This window comes from Acinetobacter sp. SW-226, from assembly GCF_055632855.1.
The window spans coordinates 2,562,425-2,584,359 of the sequence record NZ_CM145752.1; the positions used below are offsets into that span (position 1 = coordinate 2,562,425).

Annotated in this window: 19 protein-coding genes, 2 tRNA genes and 1 pseudogene; 10 read left to right on the forward strand and 12 right to left on the reverse strand. The window is 39.6% G+C overall.

Annotated features, from left to right (window positions below; translation table 11 throughout):
- Positions 1-10: 10 nt before the first annotated feature.
- Positions 11-1,843 carry a phosphoenolpyruvate carboxykinase (GTP) gene (locus ACZ8ZH_RS12240; protein ID WP_119063529.1) on the forward strand — a complete coding sequence of 611 codons (1,833 nt, stop codon included), beginning with the start codon at positions 11-13 and terminating at the stop codon, positions 1,841-1,843.
- 111 nt (positions 1,844-1,954) lie between these two features.
- Positions 1,955-2,320: a hypothetical protein gene (locus ACZ8ZH_RS12245; RefSeq protein ID WP_086208440.1), complete on the forward strand. Its 366-nt coding sequence runs from the start codon at positions 1,955-1,957 to the stop codon at positions 2,318-2,320.
- A 77-nt stretch (positions 2,321-2,397) separates the two neighbouring features.
- Here ACZ8ZH_RS12245 and glpD read toward each other — a convergent pair whose 3' ends face one another.
- On the reverse strand, positions 2,398-3,915 hold the full coding sequence (gene glpD / locus ACZ8ZH_RS12250; protein ID WP_086208441.1) for a glycerol-3-phosphate dehydrogenase: 1,518 nt from the start codon (positions 3,913-3,915) through the stop codon (positions 2,398-2,400).
- A gap of 213 nt (positions 3,916-4,128) precedes the next feature.
- Between glpD and ACZ8ZH_RS12255 the strand changes: the two genes are divergently transcribed.
- From ACZ8ZH_RS12255 to ACZ8ZH_RS12265, 3 genes are all read left to right on the forward strand, one after another.
- Positions 4,129-5,216, forward strand: a protein-coding gene (locus ACZ8ZH_RS12255) for an IS4 family transposase (RefSeq protein ID WP_470247740.1) whose coding sequence is annotated in 2 segments (ribosomal slippage) — positions 4,129-5,038 and positions 5,038-5,216 — 1,089 coding nt in all. Because the reading frame shifts where the segments join, the coding sequence is not laid out codon by codon here.
- A 421-nt stretch (positions 5,217-5,637) separates the two neighbouring features.
- The gene (locus ACZ8ZH_RS12260) at positions 5,638-6,957 is read left to right on the forward strand and encodes an MFS transporter (RefSeq protein WP_119063530.1); all 1,320 of its coding nucleotides are present in this window, start codon (positions 5,638-5,640) and stop codon (positions 6,955-6,957) included.
- Positions 6,958-7,129: 172 nt separating this feature from the next.
- Positions 7,130-7,558 carry a hypothetical protein gene (locus tag ACZ8ZH_RS12265; RefSeq protein ID WP_086208443.1) on the forward strand — a complete coding sequence of 143 codons (429 nt, stop codon included), beginning with the start codon at positions 7,130-7,132 and terminating at the stop codon, positions 7,556-7,558.
- Between the two features lie 23 nt (positions 7,559-7,581).
- On the opposite strand, the gene ACZ8ZH_RS12270 is transcribed toward ACZ8ZH_RS12265, so the two are convergent.
- Both ACZ8ZH_RS12270 and folD read right to left on the reverse strand, forming a co-directional pair.
- Positions 7,582-8,268, reverse strand: a complete 687-nt coding sequence (locus ACZ8ZH_RS12270) for a class I SAM-dependent methyltransferase (RefSeq protein WP_086208444.1) — start codon at positions 8,266-8,268, stop codon at positions 7,582-7,584.
- Between the two features lie 262 nt (positions 8,269-8,530).
- The gene (folD, locus tag ACZ8ZH_RS12275; RefSeq protein ID WP_119063531.1) at positions 8,531-9,379 is read right to left on the reverse strand and encodes a bifunctional methylenetetrahydrofolate dehydrogenase/methenyltetrahydrofolate cyclohydrolase FolD; all 849 of its coding nucleotides are present in this window, start codon (positions 9,377-9,379) and stop codon (positions 8,531-8,533) included.
- A gap of 152 nt (positions 9,380-9,531) precedes the next feature.
- On the opposite strand from folD, the gene ACZ8ZH_RS12280 reads away from it, so the two are divergent.
- Both ACZ8ZH_RS12280 and ACZ8ZH_RS12285 read left to right on the forward strand, forming a co-directional pair.
- Positions 9,532-9,605 (forward strand) — tRNA-Cys (locus ACZ8ZH_RS12280).
- Positions 9,606-9,615: 10 nt separating this feature from the next.
- Positions 9,616-9,701 (forward strand) — tRNA-Leu (locus ACZ8ZH_RS12285).
- A 129-nt stretch (positions 9,702-9,830) separates the two neighbouring features.
- On the opposite strand, the gene ACZ8ZH_RS12290 is transcribed toward ACZ8ZH_RS12285, so the two are convergent.
- Positions 9,831-10,733: a helix-turn-helix transcriptional regulator gene (locus ACZ8ZH_RS12290; protein WP_119063532.1), complete on the reverse strand. Its 903-nt coding sequence runs from the start codon at positions 10,731-10,733 to the stop codon at positions 9,831-9,833.
- A 137-nt stretch (positions 10,734-10,870) separates the two neighbouring features.
- Positions 10,871-11,068, reverse strand: coding sequence for a hypothetical protein (locus ACZ8ZH_RS12295; protein ID WP_086208447.1), 198 nt, complete (start codon positions 11,066-11,068; stop codon positions 10,871-10,873).
- Positions 11,069-11,374: 306 nt separating this feature from the next.
- Between ACZ8ZH_RS12295 and ACZ8ZH_RS12300 the strand changes: the two are divergent.
- Positions 11,375-12,464 (forward strand): annotated as a pseudogene (locus ACZ8ZH_RS12300) (IS4 family transposase).
- A 25-nt stretch (positions 12,465-12,489) separates the two neighbouring features.
- Here the strand turns inward: ACZ8ZH_RS12300 and ACZ8ZH_RS12305 are convergent.
- The 4 genes from ACZ8ZH_RS12305 to ACZ8ZH_RS12320 form a co-directional block, all read right to left on the reverse strand.
- On the reverse strand, positions 12,490-13,482 hold the full coding sequence (locus ACZ8ZH_RS12305) for an NAD(P)H-quinone oxidoreductase (RefSeq protein ID WP_110975119.1): 993 nt from the start codon (positions 13,480-13,482) through the stop codon (positions 12,490-12,492).
- A 242-nt stretch (positions 13,483-13,724) separates the two neighbouring features.
- Entirely contained in the window at positions 13,725-13,979 is a 255-nt protein-coding gene (locus ACZ8ZH_RS12310; RefSeq protein ID WP_086208449.1) for a DUF2798 domain-containing protein, read from the reverse strand.
- Positions 13,980-13,997: 18 nt separating this feature from the next.
- Positions 13,998-14,306, reverse strand: coding sequence for a DUF3861 domain-containing protein (locus tag ACZ8ZH_RS12315; protein WP_086208450.1), 309 nt, complete (start codon positions 14,304-14,306; stop codon positions 13,998-14,000).
- A gap of 9 nt (positions 14,307-14,315) precedes the next feature.
- Positions 14,316-14,837: a PadR family transcriptional regulator gene (locus tag ACZ8ZH_RS12320; protein WP_119063533.1), complete on the reverse strand. Its 522-nt coding sequence runs from the start codon at positions 14,835-14,837 to the stop codon at positions 14,316-14,318.
- A gap of 250 nt (positions 14,838-15,087) precedes the next feature.
- Between ACZ8ZH_RS12320 and ACZ8ZH_RS12325 the strand changes: the two genes are divergently transcribed.
- A complete protein-coding gene (locus tag ACZ8ZH_RS12325) occupies positions 15,088-16,251 on the forward strand; it encodes a sterol desaturase family protein (RefSeq protein WP_119063534.1) in 1,164 nt (387 codons plus the stop codon).
- Positions 16,252-16,624: 373 nt separating this feature from the next.
- On the opposite strand, the gene cysN is transcribed toward ACZ8ZH_RS12325, so the two are convergent.
- Together cysN and cysD are read right to left on the reverse strand one after the other, a co-directional pair.
- Positions 16,625-18,241, reverse strand: coding sequence for a sulfate adenylyltransferase subunit CysN (cysN, locus tag ACZ8ZH_RS12330; protein ID WP_110975115.1), 1,617 nt, complete (start codon positions 18,239-18,241; stop codon positions 16,625-16,627).
- A gap of 150 nt (positions 18,242-18,391) precedes the next feature.
- The gene (cysD, locus tag ACZ8ZH_RS12335) at positions 18,392-19,306 is read right to left on the reverse strand and encodes a sulfate adenylyltransferase subunit CysD (protein ID WP_004694369.1); all 915 of its coding nucleotides are present in this window, start codon (positions 19,304-19,306) and stop codon (positions 18,392-18,394) included.
- Positions 19,307-19,623: 317 nt separating this feature from the next.
- On the opposite strand from cysD, the gene ACZ8ZH_RS12340 reads away from it, so the two are divergent.
- Positions 19,624-20,181: a hypothetical protein gene (locus ACZ8ZH_RS12340; RefSeq protein WP_119063535.1), complete on the forward strand. Its 558-nt coding sequence runs from the start codon at positions 19,624-19,626 to the stop codon at positions 20,179-20,181.
- Between the two features lie 67 nt (positions 20,182-20,248).
- Here ACZ8ZH_RS12340 and lysS read toward each other — a convergent pair whose 3' ends face one another.
- A complete protein-coding gene (lysS, locus tag ACZ8ZH_RS12345) occupies positions 20,249-21,775 on the reverse strand; it encodes a lysine--tRNA ligase (protein WP_086208455.1) in 1,527 nt (508 codons plus the stop codon).
- Positions 21,776-21,935 lie beyond the last annotated feature (160 nt).

Here is a 21,935-nt window from a genome sequence, read left to right on the forward strand (position 1 = left end):
AGGCCTCACCATGACCCAAGTGAACGCACCAGAATTCGTTCGTCACCCTAAGCTTATTGCATGGGTGGAAGAAATTGCAAAATTAACAAAACCAGCGAAAATTGAATGGTGTGACGGTAGCGAAGAAGAATATCAACGTTATATCGACTTGATGATCGCTAACGGCACGATGCAAGCGCTTAACCAAGAAACACATCCTGGTTCTTATCTTGCAAATTCTGACCCTTCTGACGTTGCTCGTGTTGAAGGTCGTACATACATCTGCTCTGAAAAACAAGAAGATGCTGGCGCAACAAACAACTGGGAAGAGCCTGCTGAAATGCGTGCTCGTCTAAATGGTTTGTTCGACGGTTCAATGGCAGGTCGTACTTTATATGTAGTACCGTTCTCTATGGGTCCTTTAGGTTCTCATATTGCACACATCGGTATCGAACTTACTGACTCTCCTTATGTAGCAGTCAGTATGTCTAAAATGGCTCGTATGGGTAAAGCTGTTTATGACGTATTAGGTACTGATGGCGAATATGTTCCTTGTGTTCATACAGTAGGTGCTCCACTTGCGATCGGCGAAAAAGACGTGGCTTGGCCTTGCAATCCTGAAAAATGGATCGTTCACTATCCAGAAACACGTGAAATCTGGTCTTATGGTTCAGGTTACGGTGGTAACGCATTGTTAGGTAAAAAATGCCTAGCTTTACGTATTGCTTCTTCTATGGGTCGTCAACAAGGCTGGTTAGCTGAACACATGCTGATCCTTGGCGTAACAAATCCACAAGGCGAGAAACACTACATCGCAGCAGCATTCCCTTCTGCATGTGGTAAAACGAACTTTGCTATGTTGATTCCACCAGCGGGTTACGAAGGTTGGAAAATTGAAACCGTAGGTGACGATATTGCTTGGATCAAACCAGGTGAAGATGGTCGCTTATATGCGATCAACCCTGAAGCTGGTTTCTTTGGTGTAGCGCCTGGTACAAATACCAAGACGAACCCAAACTGTATGGCAACATTAACTAAAGATGTTATCTATACCAACGTTGCTGTAACAGACAACGGTGAAGTATGGTGGGAAGGTCTTTCTAAAGAAGTGCCTGCTAACCTAACTAACTGGAAAGGTCAACCGCACACTGGTGAAGAAAAAGCAGCTCACCCGAATGCACGCTTTACTGTTTCAGCAGGTCAATGTCCTTCTATTGATGCTGACTGGGAAAACCCAGCAGGCGTACCTATTTCTGCATTCATCTTCGGTGGCCGTCGTGCGGACACAGTGCCTCTTATTTCAGAAGCATTTGACTGGGTGGATGGTGTTTATAAAGCTGCAACTATGGGCTCTGAAACAACTGCAGCTGCTGTAGGTCAACAAGGTATCGTTCGTCGCGACCCATTCGCAATGCTTCCATTTGCGGGTTACAACATGGCGGATTACTTCTCTCATTGGTTAGAACTTGGTGAAGAAGTTGCAGCAAAAGCAAAAGCTGCAGGCAACAAACTCCCAGGCATTTACAACGTGAACTGGTTCCGTCGTGATGCTGAAGGTAACTTTGTATGGCCTGGTTTTGGTCAAAACATGCGTGTTCTTGAGTGGATCATTGACCGCTGTGAAGGCCGTGCTGATGCTGTTGAGACTCCAATTGGTTTAGTACCAACTTATGAGCAATTAAACTGGACAGGTTCTGACTTTACTAAAGCTCAATTTGAACTTGTGACTTCTCAAGATAAAGATCAATGGATCAAAGAAATTGAAAGTCATACTGAGTTGTTCAATAAACTTGGTGAGCGTTTACCGGCTGCTCTTAAAACTCGTCAAAACGAACTTTTAGAAGCTGTGAAAAAATCTGCTTAACCTTTAAATTAAACTCTCAAAAAAGACCGCATAAGCGGTCTTTTTTCAATCTTTCAAATATTTTAAAAATTTAACTTTATAAATCAAAAAGAAACATCAAAGGGGAAAACTATGTTCAAAACACTCATGCTAACCATCAGTCTAGTTGGTGTATCAAGCCTAGCAATGGCTCAAACTGAACCAACAACAACATCTACACTGCACGTCTGCGCCATTAAAGGTACTCCAGACTCTACTCAATTTGACATTAAAAAACGCATTAAAGTTGCTAAAGGCACTTATGGCAGTGTGGAAGAACTTTATCCACGCTTTGCTGAACGCGCGCACCAAGTGGGTGGCAATGTGGTGATTAATTACAATGCAAGCCAACGATTTGGATTCTGGCCTTGGCGTATTGTTCGTCCAGTGGTTTGGGGTACTGCTGTGAAATGGAAAACACCTGTGGACTGCAAACAATTAGGTGGTATTGAAATCTAAGCTTAAAAAGCCGCGCAGCAAGCGGCTTTTTTTAATCCCAATGCTCTACTTTTAAGAAGATAAACATCAATGCAAGACTAGGCAGCATCACCCTGCACACGACGCTGATGTAAATCATGTAGATACATATCTAAACTTCGGACTTCAGCTATATTGAGTTTCATACCCAGCTTTGTTCTTCGCCAGAGAATATCTTGGCTATGCCTAGCCCATTCAACTCTATATAAATAATCAACCTCTTGCTGATATAGACCATACCCAAATGACTGCCCTAAATCCTGCATAGTCTTCTTCTCATCTAGCATCTGCCAAACACGACAGCCATAGGTTTTAGCCCAACGCTGTGCAGTATGTAAATCCAAACCTTGAATACTCTGCATTAATTCTGTCCGCAATAATTCCACTGAATCAAAATCCTCCGCACCCGGTAATTTTGCTTGCAGCGTCCATTCTGCTTTCATCTGAGGAAAATACCGTTTGAGCTGAGATAATGCTGCTTCTGCTAGCTTTCGATAAGTTGTTAACTTTCCACCGTATACTGTCAAAAGAGGTGCTTCGTGTTCTCTTTCATTCGACAGTGCAAGGACATAATCACGGGTTATTTTAGAAGCCTGTGCGCTTTCATCATCATACAGCGCCCGAACACCAGCATAGGTAGAAATGACATCATCAAGCTGTAATTGCAGCTTAAAATGATCGTTAATAACATCTATTAGATATGCCGTTTCTTGTTCGGTAATGTGTACATGATTTGGATCACCCTCAAACTCTAGGTCTGTTGTCCCAATCAAACTGTATTCATCTAAATAAGGGATCACAAAAACAATACGCTGATCATCATTTTGCAGGATAAAAGCGTGATGTTCGGGGTATAAGCGCTTCACAACAATGTGACTGCCTTGTACTAATCGAATTCCAGCTTTGGGCGTTTGAAGCAACTGCTGTTGAATAAAATCAGTGACCCATGCACCTGTAGCATTCACCAAAACTCTTGCCTTAATTTGATATTGTTGTTTTTGATGTTCTAAGGTTAAACACCACACACCCTCTTGCTGAGTTGCAGAAACACAGCGGGTCTGTGTTCGAATCTGCGCTCCTAGTTCATGTGCTTGCAATGCATTGACCACCACTAACCGAGCATCATCTACGGTACAGTCAGAGTATTCAAAACCACGACTGATCGTTTCCTTTAGTGGACTATCAGCATTAAAATAAATTAACTCAGAACCTTCAAGAGTTTCTCGTTTTGCCAGATAATCATAAATAAATAAGCCCGAACGAATTAGCCATGCTGGGCGCAAATACGGTTGATGTGGCATGATAAAACGCATGGGATGGATCAAATGTGGCGCTTTTTTTAATAAGACTTCACGCTCAAGTAATGCTTCACGAACTAAACGAAATTCTTTTTGTTCCAGATAACGCAATCCACCATGGATGAGTTTGCTACTCGCTGAAGACGTATGACTAGCTAAATCATCTTTTTCGCAGACGAAAACATTTAAGCCACGACCAACAGCATCATTTGCAATTCCCACTCCATTGATTCCAGCTCCAACAACGGCAATGTCATAAATTGCATTTGTGTCTTGCATATCAACCTCTTTACTTAGCATATATTCTTGTTTTTCTTAATCTCAACTTAACATCAAAATCAGACCTTGTCATACCGAAAAGATGATTCCACCGTACAAAAACATCACTTTCCTTAACAGATCAGCTCTCCCACATCTTTTTCTCTGTACACGACAAAAATAGATAACTCATTGAAATAATGTCACAATAATTGTTTTCTAACGACGAATACTATGACACATCTCAATGAGTTATATCTTATCTTAAACAAATATCTAAAATGGAACAAGTCACATTTAAAGTGCTTTGCGCTCATCATGCTTGTGATTATTTTAAAGCAAACATGTAATCTTTCTTCTGCATCTAAAGCCTTGCCCATCAAGTGCTTACCACAATCATTTTATCGACGTATGCAGCGCTTCTTTGCAGGTCAGTATTTCGATTATCGTCAAATTTCTCGGTTGATTTTCAATATATTTTCATTCGACAAAGTGCAACTGACTTTAGATAGAACCAATTGGAAATGGGGAAAACGAAATATTAATATCCTGATGCTCGCGATCGTTTATCGTGGAATAGCGATACCTATCCTTTGGACATTGCTTAATAAACGTGGAAATTCAGATACGAAAGAGCGCATTGCTTTGATTCAACGCTTTATCTCCATTTTTGGTAAAGACCGTATTGTGAATGTGTTCGCAGACAGAGAGTTTATCGGTGAGCAGTGGTTTACATGGTTAATTGAACAAGACATCAACTTCTGCATTCGTGTTAAAAACTTCATTGTCACCAATCATTTAGGAAAGAATCATAAAATTAGTGATTTATTTCGCCATCTTAAAGTTGGTCAAATTGAATGTCGTAAACGACGGATTTTGGTTGGTCGGGTGAAACTATATATAAGTGCACTACAGTTAGAAAATGGAGAGCTTTTACTCGTCGTTTCTCCTCAGTTTAATGCCAATGCTATTCAGGATTATGCATTACGCTGGGAAATTGAAACCTTATTCAGTTGTCTCAAAGGACGCGGGTTTAATCTTGAAAATACGCGCTTGACAGACCCTAGACGAGTGAAAAAATTGATTGCGGTGTTAGCTATAAGCTTCTGTTGGTGTTACTTAACGGGTGAATGGCAACATGATCAAAAAAAGCGATAAAAATAAAGAAGCATGGACGACTCTCAATGAGTTTATTTCGCTATGGTTTAGACTATGTTCAAATGGCGATTCAGCGTTTAATTGGTTTTGGGAAAAAAGAAGAGTTTAAGGAAATTTTGGCAATTTTAAGAAGGCAGAAGCCTGATAGGATAAGGGTTCTGTGAAATTTGTCGTGTACAGAGCATCTTTTTACAAATTAATGCTTCTTTTTTATGATTCGGTTCAATATTTGAATAACATTCAAACAAAAAGTGATATTTCCACCAAATAAAAATTCTTTTTAATTTTGTATAAAGCAGCCTAAACCGTTGTATTTTAATTGACTATTCACATTTTACCGATTACCAAGATACTGTTTTAAATAAGTAAAATTATTATTTTCCATTGAAAAACTAATATTAATTAGAAAAACTTAACAGCCCATAAATCATGCGATTTTTTAGACTAAAGTCGAATGAACTATCTAAACAAGGGGCGTATAACAAAAAAGAATTTATTGTTTAATCTAAAAATATATTGTTTTAACTTTTATAATCCAAAAAGTTAAAAGATGTATTTTTCCGAACTTCTCTTTGGAAAATCTTTGTGACTGATTTATCTTCCCAAGCAGCTCCAGTAAGCCTCGACAAAAAGACACGTTTAAAGTCAATTTTAGGCGGTTCAGCAGGTAATCTCGTTGAATGGTATGACTGGTATGTCTATGCAGCATTTACATTATATTTTGCGCCCCAGTTTTTTCCTGAAGGAGATGACACGGTCAAATTACTGCAAGCCGCTGCGGTATTTGCACTTGGGTTTCTCATGCGCCCAATCGGCGCATGGATCATGGGTATTTATGCCGACCGCAAAGGACGTAAATCAGGCCTAACATTATCTGTGTCTTTAATGTGTGTGGGGTCTTTAATTATTGCCTGCGCGCCCACCTATGCAAGTGTCGGCATGCTCGCACCTGCCCTATTGCTCTTTGCACGCTTATTACAAGGTTTAAGTGTTGGCGGTGAATATGGCTCTAGTGCCACTTACTTAACCGAAATGGCAGGTAAAAACCATCGCGGCTTTTTCTCTAGTTTCCAGTATGTGACCCTCATTTCAGGACAATTACTCGCTCTGTGCGTGTTGATTATCTTACAACGCAACATGACTGAAACCCAGTTGTCTGAATGGGGTTGGCGTATTCCATTCTTTATTGGTGCCGTTCTTGCAGTTGTGGTGTTCTGGATTCGTCGTGGTTTGGTTGAAACACAATCATCGAAAGATGCACAAGAACAAGCTAAAAATGGTGGCCCCAAATCAAGTGCTTTGGCATTGTTTACCAAATACCCACGACAAGCTTTTACAGTCATTATGCTGACTGCAGGTGGAACGCTGGCATTCAATACTTTCACCACCTATTTACAAAAATACTTGGTCAACACCTCTGGTTTTGAAAAAACTACAGCGACTGAAATTACCACAGCAGCCATCTTTATTTTTATGCCGTTACAACCCGTAGTTGGTGCACTATCCGATAAGATTGGTCGTAAACCCATTATGATTACTTTCGGTGTTTTAGGCGTACTGTTCACGATTCCAATCTTTAACGGCCTAGGCTCAACCAGTAGCCCAACCACTGCTTTTATGCTGTGTATGAGCGGTATGGTAATTGTGACAGGTTATACTGCCATTAATGCTGTCGTGAAAGCAGAGCTGTTTCCTGCGCACATTCGTGCACTAGGTGTTGCCCTGCCTTATGCCATTGCCAATACGGTTTTTGGTGGTACAGCAGAGTTAGTTGCTTTAAGTTTTAAAAATGCTGGGCATGAAAACTATTTCTTTTATTACATTACATTTATGATCGGATTATCCTTACTGACTTATATTTTCATGAAAGACACCAAAAAGCACAGCATGATTACCGATCACTAATCCTTTTGCTTGTTGCATATCTGAAAGATTAAAAGTCTAAATGCCTTCATTCCATGAAGGCATTTTTTATTTATCAGGGGAAAGTTTTACTCAAACTAGATCAATTGAAATATCGTGAATTAAACTTGTGTATGGCATACTAAGAACAAGAATAATGTTAGGAACTTTTTACATGAAAAATACGTATAAATTTTTAGGTTTAAGTTGTATTGTTTTAGCAGTATCTGCATGCCAAAGTACACCTCGCCAATACAATGGCAATGTTGGCTATCAAATTGAACAACAGTCTGGAACTAGTGCTACGCTTGCTTATACACTTGCAGCACGTAAAAATCAGCAGCTGGATGAAAACAAACTCCAACATGCGTGCCAAAAGGTTTTAGGTTCACAGAAAAACTATAAATTGACGATTTTAAGTATCAATGAGATTCCAAATACTGCCGCAGATATGCCTCAATATGGTCGTCAAATTGGACAAACTCGCGCTACATTTGGTTTAAGTAACACACCGGACTTACACCAAGGTGAAAATTTTGCCACACGTGAAGCACTTGAAACACGACCGAGCACATTACATGTAGTACGCTATACCTGCTCATAAATCGCTTAGACTCATGAAAAGGGCTACTGCCCTTTTTGAGTTTCTAAAGTTCGATAAAAACTTACATTACGAAACTCAGGTGATTCATCTAAGTCTGGCCACGTTGTTGCACTGCGTTCATCCAACTTTATGTACTGCGGATGGCTGAAATTTTTAACACGACTATCTGCCACCCAAACCTCTGGTGCAAACTTTAAAAACTCATCTAAAAAGAAACGATTGCATTGGTCATATAAAACATCAGCAGCCAACAAAACATCAACTTGCTCTGCTTTGTAGAGATCAATTAAATATTCCAGCTCTACATTATTTAGTTCCGCATTGGCACGACAAGCATCTAAACTCACTTGGTCAATGTCACAGCAAATCACGCGCTTTGCACCCGCAATTTTGGCTGCAATCGCAACCACTCCTGAACCTGCACCGAAGTCCAACACCACTTTATCCTGAACATGATGTGGTTCAGCCAGTAACCATTGCGCCATTGCTAGACCTGAAGCCCAGCAAAAGATCCAATATGGCGTTTCATTCCAAATACGCCGAATGATTTCATCATCCAATTTATCGGTTGGAAATACTGGAGGAATGAGCCACAGTGAAATGGGTGTTTCAGGAAGTTGCTGAGCTAAAAGCTCACAATTTGGAATCACCTCATGCAAGGCTTGAAGTAAATGATCTGGGGCTTTGGGGAATTGGAAAGTACAGCTCATAAGTCATTGAGTACTTTTATGCTTTTACTGCGGGGTCCTGCAGCTAAAGTTTGGATTGAGGAATTAGCCTTCGGCTAGACCTACTTTTGTTTTGGCAAAAGTAGGCAAAACCATAGTCATTCGCTGAACTCGTTAAATGCCACCATCTATTTAAAATAGTCGCAGAAACATTAAATAATAAAGTCTTAGCTCAAACAACAGCGAATGACGTTATCGTGTATCCAATACTCGCTTTGAGGAAGTATTAGACTACTTTAAATAATTAACCTAAAGCCTTCTCAGCCGCTTCAACCGTTTGACGAATCAATGTCGTAATGGTCATTGGGCCAACACCACCTGGAACTGGTGTGTACGCAGAAGCCACTTCTTCAATACCGACCAATTGAATGTCGCCTACACCACCACCATCACGTGGATGGAAACCTGCATCAACAACCACAGCGCCTTGTTTAATCCAATCTTTTTGGATCAATTCAGCCTTACCCACAGCACCCACGATAATATCCGCTTGCTTCACAAAGCTCGCCAAATCTTGAGTACGGCTATGGCAAATCGTCACAGTTGCATTGGCTTCAAGCAACATTGCCGCCATTGGTTTACCTAAAATTGCAGAACGACCTACAACAACCGCATGTTTACCCGCGATTTCAATGTTGTTTTCTTTCAGAATCGTCATAATACCTGCAGGAGTTGCAGAGCCATAAGCAGCCTCACCCATAGCCATACGACCAAAACCAAGACAGGTTACGCCATCCACATCTTTTGCAAGAGAGATTGCATCAAAACATGCACGCTCATCAATCTGTTCAGGCACTGGATGTTGCAGCAAAATACCATGTACATCAGGATTTGCATTCAACTTTTCAATTTCAGCTAACAATTGCTCAGTCGTGGTTTCTTTAGGTAATTCAACTTTAAGCGAGTCCATACCAACGCGGCGGCAAGCATTTCCTTTCATACGCACATAAGTTGCAGATGCACCATCGTCACCCACCAAAATTGTTGCAAGAATTGGGGTACGACCTGATTTTGCTTTTAGCACTTCTACGCGAGTTAACAAGTCAGCTTCAATTTGTTTTGCCAATGCACGACCATCTAAAACTAATGCCACGGCACATCTCCAAGTGTTGATATGAATCAATTTTGCACATAATACATGATTATTTTGAATATTTTTCGCGATATGCTGTTTTTATGCGCATACGAATGAAAGTCCTATTGTTTTTTTTTCAGAGCTTGCTAATATACGCATCAACAAGACGCGGCGGGGTGGCAGAGTGGTCATGCAGCGGACTGCAACTCCGTGGACGCCGGTTCGATTCCGACCTCCGCCTCCATCTTGTTAAAGCCCGAGTGGTGAAATCGGTAGACACAGGGGATTTAAAATCCCCCGCCCACAAAGCGTGCCAGTTCGAGTCTGGCCTCGGGCACCATTCTTATACTTCTAAGTATGGTGCATATAAAGAACCCAGCGTTAAGCTGGTTTTTTTATGCCTAGAAAAAATACAATACAAAAAGGAGAGCACAATGACCCTCTTAAAACAACATATTGCCATTCATGATTATAATGGTGGCAATAAATAATGCTTTAGATCTTGTTCTAATTTTTGTTGAAAATGTGCGGGTTCAATAATTTTGATATATGGAATCCAATAACGCACCAAAGGTAAAAGTTGCATTTCATGACAAATTTTACAGGCAATTAATAAGCTGCCCGTCGTATCCTCCAATATGATTTGTTGTTCAGGCAATAACAGACGTTGCTTAAAATACAAAGCAACCTCAGGTCGCACAGATATTTTCACGGTTTGCTTGTGCTTACCAAACCAAATTCCCTCACTAAGTTCTAATTGCATCAACACTTCTGGATGATGTTGAAATAACTCATTTTCATGCAAAGTCGCTTGGTCTATTTTACTTAAACGGTATGCGCGTAATTCATCACCTACAGCAGCAGCTAAATACCAACTTCCCTGATGGTGAATTAAACGATATGGATCAACATGTCGCCAACGATCATTATAAAAAAAGCTGATTTTTTGTCGATTATGAATAGCATCTGCGAAAACCTGAAAATGTTCAGAGAACTCTCGTGCATTTTCAAAACAATAACCCTTAGCTGAAAAAATTTGGCTAGAGCGTTCATCAAGTAAATGGCGAAGAAATGACATATCCAAAGATGGATACAGCTCGGTTATTCCTGAAAGTTGAGCAAAATTCTGAATATCTTGTAACTTAAAACGCCCAAGATAAAGAGGATCTAGAAAATACTTTTTGGTGCTTTCATCCTGTAGTAAAGGTAAATATGTATTGAGACGATCAAAATCTCGCTCTATCGTTCTCGTGCTGACCTGAAACTCATGTGCTAGTTCTGCAACCCCTAATTGATACCCAGTATTTAATTTAGTCAAAATATTCGCTAAACGCTCCGCAAGGCGTTCATGTGTTGAAGCTTTACGCTTCATATTGCCCTCGCTGCACAATCAATGTTGTGTATTTTTAGTTTAATAGCCACTCATCATATTCAACATAAAGAATTGAATAATATTGATTAAATAAAAATGATCAACTTTACAGCTATCTCATGTTTTTATCAGAATGATCACTTTTGTTTAAATTTCTTTTTTAAGTCCGACTGTTGATGAGCTAAGCGTTCGATATAACGCTCAAAATGAATTAAGGCTTTATACAGCTTGTGCAAGTCATTAGGCAAAACTCGATTATGAATCACAGACCTATGCAGACGTTTAAGCGCACGAAAACCTTGTGAATGTGTGTACGATGTCGATAAAATTTTCATGACCACCCTCTTCTCTGTTTTATTTTTCATTTAAAACCACGTAAATTTGTCAGGTTTAAATTTAGCTGCAAATTTACACCGCAGTTTTGACAGGTTGTGTCGTACAGTTATCATTTTTTAATATTTGGTAAATTATTTCATTTTTTCAATATATTATTTTGATTGTTTTGTAAAAATTTCGGCAAAAGAAAAGCCGACATGATGTCAGCTCTACTTTTTATTTTATATAAATATTCTCTGTACACGACAAAAATAGATAACTCATTGAAATAATGGCATAATACTTGTTTTCTGACGACGAATATGATGACACATTTCAATGAGTTACATCTCATCTTAAACAAATATCTAAAGTGGAACAAGTCACATGTAAAATGTTTTACACTGATTATGATTGCATTAATTGTAAAACAGACCTGTAATCTTTCTTCTGCATCTAAAGCCTTACCCATCAAGTGCTTACCACAATCATTTTATCGACGTATACAACGCTTCTTTGCAGGTCAGTATTTTGATTATCGTCAAATTTCTCAGTTGATTTTCAATATGTTTTCATTCGACAAAGTGCAACTGACTTTAGATAGAACCAATTGGAAATGGGGAAAACGAGATATCAATATCTTGATGTTAGCCATCGTCTATCGTGGAATAGCGATACCTATTGTTTGGACATTGCTCAATAAACGTGGAAATTCAGATACAAAAGAGCGTATTGCTTTGATTCAACGCTTTATCTCTATTTTTGGTAAAGACCGTATTGTGAATGTGTTCGCAGACAGAGAATTTATCGGTGAGAAATGGTTTACATGGTTAATTGAAAATGACATCAACTTCTGTATACGTGTTAAAAAAACTTTATTGTGACCAATCACTTAGCCAGGAATCATAAAATTAGTGATTTATTTCGTCATCTTCAAGTTGGTCAAACTGAATGTCGTAAACGACGTATTTGGGTTGGTCGAGTGAAACTGTATATTAGTGCGCTACGATTAGAAGATGGGGAACTTTTACTTGTTGTTTCTCCTATGTTTAATGCTTCTGCTATTCGTGATTATGCATTACGCTGGGAAATCGAAACCTTATTTAGTTGTCTCAAAGGACGTGGATTCAATCTTGAAAATACTCGTTTAACAGACCCTGGACGAGTCAAGAAATTGATAGCAGTGCTAGCTATCGGTTTCTGTTGGTGCTATTTAACAGGTGAATGGCAACATGATCAAAAAAAGCGATAAAAATAAAGAAGCATGGACGACTCTCAATGAGTTTATTTCGCTATGGTTTAGACTATGTTCAAATGGCGATTCAGCGTTTAATTGGTTTTGGGAAAAAAGAAGAGTTTAAGGAAATTTTGGCAATTTTAAGAAGGCAGAATCCTGATAGGATAAGGGTTCTGTGAAATTTGTCGTGTACAGAGATAAATATTACAGAACTTTTACAACAACTTTACCCACGTGCTCACCCGTATCCATACACGCATGCGCCGCTTGAATCTGATCGAACTCAAAAGTTTGATAAATCATCGGTAAGCACTCACCTCTAGCCCATAACGGTGCCACATGATCTTGTAAACCTTGTGCAATCTCAGCCTTCTCAGCCGTATTTCGTGCACGCATGGTTGAACCAGTAATCGTTAAGCGCTTCATCATAATTTGACCCAACTTAACCTCTTTAGCCTTTGCTCCACCCAAAAAGGCAATATAGACCAAACGCCCGTCACGACGGAGTAGATTTAAATTCTTTTCTAAATACGGGGCGCCCACCATATCTAAAATAACATCAACTCCACCATTATCCGTTTTCTCATTAATCACGTGTTCAAAATCTTGCGTCTTATAATTGATGGCATCTGTCAAGTTCGCAATGGCTTGAACTTTTTCATCTGTGCCAACTGTGGCAAAGGTTTGAATACCCAATGACTTACACAACATAAGTGCTGTCGTACCAATACCACTACTTCCACCATGTACCAATACAATTTCGCCCGCTTTGGCTTTACCCATTTGAAATACATTCGCCCAAACTGTGAAAAAAGTCTCAGGAATAGCCGCAGCTTCAACAAAGCTTACATTTTCTGGAATATGTAAAGTTTGACTTTGTGGAACCACACAATACTCTGCATAACCACCACCATTAGTCAAACCACAAACCTTATCCCCGACTTTAAATTGTGTAACGTCTGTACCAACAGCAACAACTTCGCCTGCAACCTCAAGTCCTGGGACTTGTGTTACCCCAGGTGGCATCGGATATAAGCCCTGACGTTGTAGAATGTCTGGACGGTTAATACCAAATGCATGCACCTTCACCAAAACTTCATCAGCTTTTGCTTCTGGGATCGTCACTGTTTCATAAGCTAACTTATCCACACCGCCCGGCTCAGTAATAATGACCTGCTGCATTGTTGTTTGTGACATGATTTATTCCCTACGCTTTGAATATTTTTCAAGTTTCATCGACGTATTTGATCATAGAAGTAAACTGAAATGAAGAACACAGTACTTATGTATAGTCTATTCACTATTTTTCGCTGTGATATTCCACGCTCAAATCAGAATCAAAGCAAAAAGATTTTCAGCCCATAAACAACAGCCTTTAAAACATCATCTAAACCATGTTTATTCAAAGTACAATGCTTATCAACCAAATAACTTGAGTTTTAAGATTGATCTGGCAGATGCACAAACCGCATTAGAAATTTACGGACGAGAGGCAAAAACAGCATAATCAGAGGAAATGCAATCAGCCAAGATAAACTCCAGCTTTTTAACCAAAGCTGAAATAAGCCATCCACCAAACCCTTATTCAACAATAAATTAAACGCAGAAATTGAGCCACTCATTAGCCCTGAAAGTAGTAACGGCATCAACCAATTCAGATGTTTGATATGAATTTTTAGGCGCGTATTCAACATAAATGACCCAATTAAAAATTAACCTTGCTTCTGCGTTTTAACGGTTTGTTTTAACGCCTTCATAAATTGCCCGAACTGAGGCATGAAATCTTTAAATAATGGAAGCTCTTTATGCTCCAGCATCACTTCACTAAATAGCTTTAAGCCAACAGCAAATGATTTTGCAGCTTCATCATCAAGCATTTGACTGCTTTGAATCATCTCTAACACTTTAAAAATGTCGTCGTGGTTATAGCTGTTAAAACTTAAAATATCGGTGTAACTAGACGGGTTACCTTGCGCATCGGCAATATGTTTGAGTGTAACTTCATAACGATGTTGTTTCATTTTATTCTCCTAGAGACATGCAATATTCACTGCAGCCCGATCAACTTCCGCAGCAATCGCCCGAATTTGTTCAGGACTCAATTCGCTATGCTGAATCTTAAGCCGTAGAGAAGCTTTTAGTTTTTCCATAGCACGTTTAATATCAAGATATTGCTCATTATTTTGAATTTGTTTACGGGTATCAAAACGCACCAAAATTTTCTCAACCCCCCCTTGCTCAGCCTCAAGATGTTGCAAACCCAAGGCCGTTATACAGTATTGCTTACGTTTATCCTCACCCAATTCAACGCGAACAAACTGTTGCTCTTCTAAATAGTTCAAAGTTGGATAGATGGTTCCTGCACTTGGACAATAGCCTCCTCCTACAATCTCACCGATGTCTTTAATAATGTCGTAACCATATTTGGGTGCCAACGAAATAAGATGCAGTGCTAAGAGCTTCATTTGTCCTGTTTCAAATAAACGTCGCTTACGTAAAACAGGAGATCCGTCCAATTCGACAATAGCTTCAGACTCAAGAGCATTCGACATACATAAGATACAACTTAAAATTATTAAGATATATCTTAGTGTGTTTTTAGATTATTTCAAGCACTAAATTTCAAACTAAAAATCATCATTAAAAAGTGAAGAATTTGAATGGCTAAGCGTTAAAACATAAATCAATACATTCGATCTCATTGATGTAAACACCCAATATCGTTAAAATTTGCGTTATGTCTTTGCGCCTATACACTCAAGTAAACGCAGACCAATAGCTTAAAACTTAGAATTAATTACAATGACAGATCAACTCAGAAAAAAATTTGAAAACCTACAACTCAATGCTGGGCAAGGGAAGATCAGCGCATTTCTTTCTATGTCCTTAGGGTTTTTGGGTATTTTTGCTGCCTTATGTTTTTTGTTTCCTAGCGTCCTAACCACACCTGAACTACGCCCGCTTTATAGTAAACACTATGATGCTTTTTACTACGCCTTGCTGTTTGGTATTGTCGTCAGTGCTGGTTTTGGTACTTATAGTGCAATCATTAAACAGAATAAATACGGTTTTTATGGTTTATGTATCACCATTTTGGCAGCTGTTTTAGGTTGTGGCTTAATCAAAGCACCGATATTACCTGCGCTACCGTTTTATGCAGGTTTTGATTATTTTGTTATTACTTTAATCATCCTTGCTTTGGTTTTTATCCCGCTTGAAGGATTCTTTGCAAAAAATACTGAACAGAAAATCCTGCGCGTCGGCTGGGTCACAGACATGAAATATTTCATGTTTAGCCATATTGGCATTCAGCTTTTTTCGTTTTTAACGGTTATGCCTATTCAGTATTGGATTACGCATATTCCCAATAACCCAATAGCGCCTTATGTACAAGCGCAGCCCATCTGGTTGCAGTTTATTGAGTTATTGATTGTGGTGGACTTCACCACCTACTGGTTGCATCGTGCGATGCATGAAGTGAATTTCTTATGGCGCTTTCATGCCATTCACCATTCAACCGAACAAATGGACTGGCTAGCCTCTTCACGCTTACACATCGTTGAAGTGTTAATGACTCGTTTTATCGCAACTTTACCAATTTTCTTGTTAGGCTTTCATACCTCTGCAGTATTTGCTTATTTGGTCTTTATTTCTTTCCATGCCATTTTTATTCACTCCAATGTACGTTTCCGCTTTCCTTATCTGCGCTGGTTAATCGCAACGCCTGAATTCCATCACTGGCATCATTCTTCTGAAAAGCCTGCGATTGATAAAAACTATGCTGCCTTTATCCCCCTTTATGATGTGATGTTTAAATCCATTTATATGCCCAATCATTTAGCCAGTGTATATGGCACAGTGGGTTATAAAATTCCAAACAGTTTTGTGAAGCAGTTTACTTGGCCATTTAAACGCTATGTGAATAAGTTGAAGAAGCGATTAAACAAAAGCAATGAATCTCCCTAATAAAGCCAATTGATTGGTAATCTAACAATCTAAGCTCAATTCATCCCATTCATAAGCCGTACCTAAAGAGAAGGCCGACACCATTGCAGGTTTTCTCTTTTATTTTTAGTCTATCAATTCTAATTTAAACTATGCTCGCACTTTAAACGTTTTCACCATTCGATCACCTATACTATCCAAATAACACAACAGAACCACCTCACCTTCTCCATTATAAGTACTGGCGTTTACCACATTAACCGCCCTAAGAGATATTGCATAACATTGAATGATTGTTAAAAACCCATTTTTTTATTTAGATCACCTTTAAACACTCAACATAATAATAAAAAACCCACCTCACGGTGGGTTCCTTTCAAATTAGCCAAATCTATTAAAGACGAACCAATTCAACAATTTTATCAGCCAGCTCTTCAACCGCATCTTGCGTAAATGCGACATCTGTACCGTCTACAAGGTCAGTCACCACAACCACACCTGTTTCACGTACTAACGCAACCTGATCAGCAGTTAAACCTGCTTTCGCAATCGCAACCACACCTTGTTGAATTAACAAGTTTTCAAGTACTTGTGCATTTTCAAGTGCTTTCACAGATACAGTTACCGCAGCAGGTTTTTGACCTAAACGTGCAGCACGGTCTTCCGCTGTGACAGGGTTGCTATGAGCAGACCATTCCACAGACTCTTCCACCATACCCGCACCAATCGTCACGTTGTTTAAACGGTCGATGAAGATAAACGAACCTGTATAACGGCTGTCTTGGTAACGATCAAATACCACAGGCGCATCAAACTCAACGGTGACATTGGCAATGGCGTTCAGCTCAAGGCTATCCACTTGCACCTTTTCCAATGTGTTGACATTGGTACGGTAGTTAATCGCGGTCACTTTTGCAGGAACAGTTTGCGTGCCTACTTTTAAGTTATACAGCTTACCAATCACCAGTGGTTGATCTGCCATCCAGACCACAGTAGCATTCACTGAACGTGAAATTTCTGGCGCCGTTTGATCTGCACGTACAAGTACATTACCGCGTGAAATATCAATTTCGTCATTCAGCGTCAACGTCACCGCTTGACCTGCAACAGCACGCTCTAAGTTACCATCATAAGTAACAATTTCTTTGATCGTTGATGACTTACCCGATGGTAAAGCCACGATTTTGTCGCCTACCGATACATCACCTAACGCAACCGTACCACAGAAACCACGGAAGTCGAGGTTTGGACGGTTTACATATTGCACAGGGAAACGGAAATCATTGGTCACTGAACTGCGGTTAATTTCTACCGACTCAAGTGTACCCATCAACGTTTCACCAGTGTACCACGGTGTATTTGGTGATTTATTGACAACGTTATCGCCATTCAATGCTGAAATAGGCGTAAAGATAATGTTGTTTGGCTTACGGTCACCGAGTTGTGCAACAAAGTTTGCATACTCTGTCTGAATTTCATTGAAGCGTGCTTCAGAAAATTCCACCAAGTCCATTTTGTTAATCGCAACAATAATGTTCTTAATGCCAAGTAAGCTTGCAATATATGTGTGACGACGTGTCTGAGTTTGTACACCATAACGCGCATCAATCAAGATAATCGCAAGATCACAGGTCGACGCACCCGTTGCCATGTTACGCGTATATTGCTCATGTCCTGGTGTGTCAGCAATGATGAACTTACGTTTTTCAGTTGAGAAATAACGATAAGCTACATCAATGGTAATACCCTGTTCACGCTCAGCTTGTAGACCATCTACAAGGAGTGCCAAGTCAGGAGCATCACCTGTCGTACCGACTTTTTTAGAGTCGCGAGTCACCGCTTGCAATTGATCTTCATAAATCAATTTTGAATCGTAAAGCAAACGACCAATTAAAGTTGACTTACCATCATCGACATTACCGCAAGTCAAAAAACGCAATAGGTCTTTATTTTCATGTTGTTTTAGATAGCCCAAGATATCTTGGCTAATCAGTTCTGATTGATGAGACATTGCTCAAAACTCCACATATTCTTTAGAAATCGGTTTTAATCTCTTTAATCCCTCTAAATCTCCCTTTGTTAAGGGAGACTTTCCCCTTTACAAAAGAAGGGCTTTTCTCCTCTCTTAGAAAAAGAGAGGTTGGGAGAGATTTATCAACAGTTAGAAATAACCTTCTTGCTTTTTCTTTTCCATCGAGCCTGCTTCATCATGGTCAATCATACGACCTTGACGTTCAGAACTGGTTGCAAGCAACATTTCTTGGATAATTTCAGGTAGGGTATTTGCCGTTGACTCAACTGCACCCGTAAGTGGGTAACAACCAAGTGTACGGAAACGTACCGATTTCATTTGTGGAACTTCACCTTCTTTCAAAGGCATACGTTCATCATCAACCATAATCAGCGTGCCACTACGCTCAACCACAGGACGTTCTGCAGCTAAATAAAGTGGAACCAATGGAATACTTTCCAAGTAGATATATTGCCAAATATCAAGCTCAGTCCAGTTTGATAATGGGAACACACGAATACTTTCACCTTTGTTCACTTTACCGTTGTAAAGATTCCAAAGTTCAGGACGCTGGTTTTTCGGATCCCAACGGTGTTTCGAGTCACGGAATGAATAGACACGTTCTTTAGCACGTGATTTTTCTTCGTCACGACGCGCACCACCAAAAGCTGCATCAAAACCGTATTTATCAAGTGCTTGTTTTAAGCCTTGAGTTTTCATGATGTCGGTATATTTTGAGCTACCATGGTCAAATGGGTTAATGCCCGCATCTTTCCCTTCTTTGTTTTGATGTACGATCAAATCAAAGCCATGCGTTTTTGCCATGTTGTCGCGGAAAGCAATCATGTCTTTAAATTTCCAGCCTGTATCTACATGTAGAAGCGGAAATGGAAGTTTGGCAGGATAGAACGCTTTTAACGCCAAATGCAGCATCACTGCTGAATCCTTACCAATAGAATAGAGCATGACTGGGTTTTCAAACTCAGCAGCTACTTCGCGGATAATATGAATACTCTCAGCTTCAAGCTGTTTAAGATGAGTAAGTCTTTCCTCATTTAATGACATTGACAGCACCAACTCACAAAAATCGTGTACTTATTACACATTCAAAAATATATATTCATTATAAAGATTTAGTTATGCACGCTATTGCTTGTTTTATTATATTTATATGCAAAAAGCTCATATAAAACAAAATTGATAAGCCCTATTAGTTTTATTCAACAACTCCAACGTTCAAAATAAATGCAGATATTACATTAACTTCCCCTGTCATATTCAGTGTTTTAAGTACTTTTGTGATTGATATTTCATCTAAGCACTAGCTATGCCACCTGCACTAAAAACTCTACAGTAAATTTTTCATCTACTTATTTTATTCTATGTCTAGACCAAACCTCACAATAGCAGCGATAAAAAGTAAATTAGACGCAGCTCAACTGGCTGGGTTCATATATCAACATAATAACCACATGCTGATACTACAAGAAGCACTCAATGAAGCAGGCTCGATCTTTCCCAGCTTTGTACAACATGAACATAGTACAGACCAAATTGGCATGCAATTTGGTCTACGACTTTCGCAGTATGACTGCAAAATTTTGAAGCTTGAATTTTTGATCGGTATTACACATAGCAACCAGGACCGCAGTTATGAAATCGGTATTGGGCATTTAAAAGGAGATGAACAAGCATTTAATCTTAATTACGCTTTTTATAATTATCCCAAAACTTTTTTCATATTGAGTTGCCCACTCTATGCCACATCCGCCCAACTCCTGTATGAAATTGAACAGCAAATCTTCAATCAACCTAAACTCGATTTTTTAAATACTGCGATCAAAACCAATCCACTAGGTAAACAAGTCGTCTGGATGAAAGATTTTATCTTTCAGCAAGCATTAGACATGAAAGTTCGGATTCAAAAGGCTTTACACTAAATGCTGAAACCATCAAAAAACCCGCATTTCATTGAGAATGAGATGCGGGTTTTGTGTCTCAGTAAACTTAATTTTTATGACGCATGTGTGGGAACAAAATCACATCACGAATACTCGCGGCATTAGCAAATAGCATCACCAAACGGTCAATACCAATACCCTCACCTGCTGTTGGAGGTAAGCCGTACTCAAGCGCCTCAACAAAGTCTGCATCATAGTGCATTGCTTCATCATCACCCGCATCTTTTTCTGAAACCTGTGCTTGGAAACGTTCAGCTTGGTCAATCGGGTCATTCAACTCTGAGAAACCATTGGCAAGTTCACGACCACCAATAAAGAACTCAAAACGGTCCGTAATGTGTGGGTTGTGATCATTACGACGTGCCAATGGCGAAGTTTCAGCAGGATATTCTGTAATGAAAGTCGGCTGGCGTAACTGAGTTTCAACAGTTTCTTCAAATACGATAGTTTGCAGTTTGCCCAAACCAAAACCTGGTTTCACCTGCTCTTTCAGTTCTTCCTGCACAAATTTTGCTAAGAATTCACGGTCATTGACATTATCAGGCGTGAACTGTGGGTTGTGCGCAAGAATGGCATCAAACATCGAAATTTTCTTGAATGGACCTTTGAAGCTATACACTTCTTCACCATAAGGCACATCGGTTGAACCCAAAATGTCGAGCGCTAAGCGTTCAAGCATATTTTCAGTCAGTTCCATCAAGTCCTTATAATCTGCATAAGCTTGATAGAATTCAATCATAGTGAATTCTGGGTTATGACGTGTCGAGACACCTTCGTTACGGAAGTTACGGTTAATTTCAAACACACGCTCAAAACCACCGACCACCAAACGTTTTAAGTAAAGCTCAGGTGCAATACGTAAGAAAAGTGGCATATCCAAAGCATTGTGATGTGTTTCAAATGGACGCGCTGACGCTCCACCCGGAATCACATGCATCATCGGTGTTTCTACTTCCATGAAGCGCTGTTCAGTTAAGAACGCACGAATGCCTGAAACCACTTTGGCACGGATTTCAAAAGTCTTACGTGTTTCTTCGTTCACAATCAGGTCAAGATAACGCTTACGATATTTGACTTCAGTGTCGTTTAGACCATGGAATTTATCTGGAAGTGGACGAAGTGACTTGGTTAAAAGCTCAAAATGTTCGATATGCACATAAAGGTCACCTTTACCTGAACGACCGATATAACCTTTCACCGCGATAATATCGCCAAGATCTAGGCTCTTAATGGTTTCTAAAGTTTCAGGTGCTAACTCTTTACGCGCCACGTATAACTGGATACGACCTGTCATATCTTGGATCACGATGAATGAACCGCGGTTCAACATCACACGACCCGCTACAGACACATAAACATGCTCGGCTGCTTCAATCTCTTCTTTGCTTTTGTCTGCAAATTGATCTTGTAAGTCTTGCGCATAATGTTCACGTTTAAACGTGTTTGGCCATGGGCTAGTGCCCGTTTGTTTGGCTTGATCTTCAATCTGCTTTAACTTGGCATGACGCTGTGCAATTAAATCGTTTTCGGAAATGGCTTGTTCAGAAGTCGATTGAGCGTTTTGTTGCGTCATCTCTGCCTCGTATATGTATTAAAAAACGGAAGTTGCATAGCATAGCAGAATTCTGGACGAATGAGCATCATCTAAAACCAAGCGATATATAAAAAAGTCTTTGTTCTGTTGATTTCAAACCTAAGAACTAACTGTCGATATACTCAGCTTTTTTCTTAGA

Bases quoted from the DNA above. Each gene is read 5' to 3' on its own strand.
- ACZ8ZH_RS12240 (WP_119063529.1), top strand. From the start codon at position 11: ATGACCCAAGTGAACGCACCAGAATTCGTTCGTCACCCTAAGCTTATT.
- ACZ8ZH_RS12245 (WP_086208440.1), top strand. From the start codon at position 1,955: ATGTTCAAAACACTCATGCTAACCATCAGTCTAGTTGGTGTATCAAGC.
- glpD (WP_086208441.1), bottom strand. From the start codon at position 3,915: ATGCAAGACACAAATGCAATTTATGACATTGCCGTTGTTGGAGCTGGA.
- ACZ8ZH_RS12265 (WP_086208443.1), top strand. From the start codon at position 7,130: ATGAAAAATACGTATAAATTTTTAGGTTTAAGTTGTATTGTTTTAGCA.
- ACZ8ZH_RS12270 (WP_086208444.1), bottom strand. From the start codon at position 8,268: ATGAGCTGTACTTTCCAATTCCCCAAAGCCCCAGATCATTTACTTCAA.
- ACZ8ZH_RS12290 (WP_119063532.1), bottom strand. From the start codon at position 10,733: ATGAAGCGTAAAGCTTCAACACATGAACGCCTTGCGGAGCGTTTAGCG.
- ACZ8ZH_RS12295 (WP_086208447.1), bottom strand. From the start codon at position 11,068: ATGAAAATTTTATCGACATCGTACACACATTCACAAGGTTTTCGTGCG.
- ACZ8ZH_RS12305 (WP_110975119.1), bottom strand. From the start codon at position 13,482: ATGTCACAAACAACAATGCAGCAGGTCATTATTACTGAGCCGGGCGGT.
- ACZ8ZH_RS12310 (WP_086208449.1), bottom strand. From the start codon at position 13,979: ATGTTGAATACGCGCCTAAAAATTCATATCAAACATCTGAATTGGTTG.
- ACZ8ZH_RS12315 (WP_086208450.1), bottom strand. From the start codon at position 14,306: ATGAAACAACATCGTTATGAAGTTACACTCAAACATATTGCCGATGCG.
- ACZ8ZH_RS12320 (WP_119063533.1), bottom strand. From the start codon at position 14,837: ATGTCGAATGCTCTTGAGTCTGAAGCTATTGTCGAATTGGACGGATCT.
- ACZ8ZH_RS12325 (WP_119063534.1), top strand. From the start codon at position 15,088: ATGACAGATCAACTCAGAAAAAAATTTGAAAACCTACAACTCAATGCT.
- cysN (WP_110975115.1), bottom strand. From the start codon at position 18,241: ATGTCTCATCAATCAGAACTGATTAGCCAAGATATCTTGGGCTATCTA.
- cysD (WP_004694369.1), bottom strand. From the start codon at position 19,306: ATGTCATTAAATGAGGAAAGACTTACTCATCTTAAACAGCTTGAAGCT.
- ACZ8ZH_RS12340 (WP_119063535.1), top strand. From the start codon at position 19,624: ATGTCTAGACCAAACCTCACAATAGCAGCGATAAAAAGTAAATTAGAC.
- lysS (WP_086208455.1), bottom strand. From the start codon at position 21,775: ATGACGCAACAAAACGCTCAATCGACTTCTGAACAAGCCATTTCCGAA.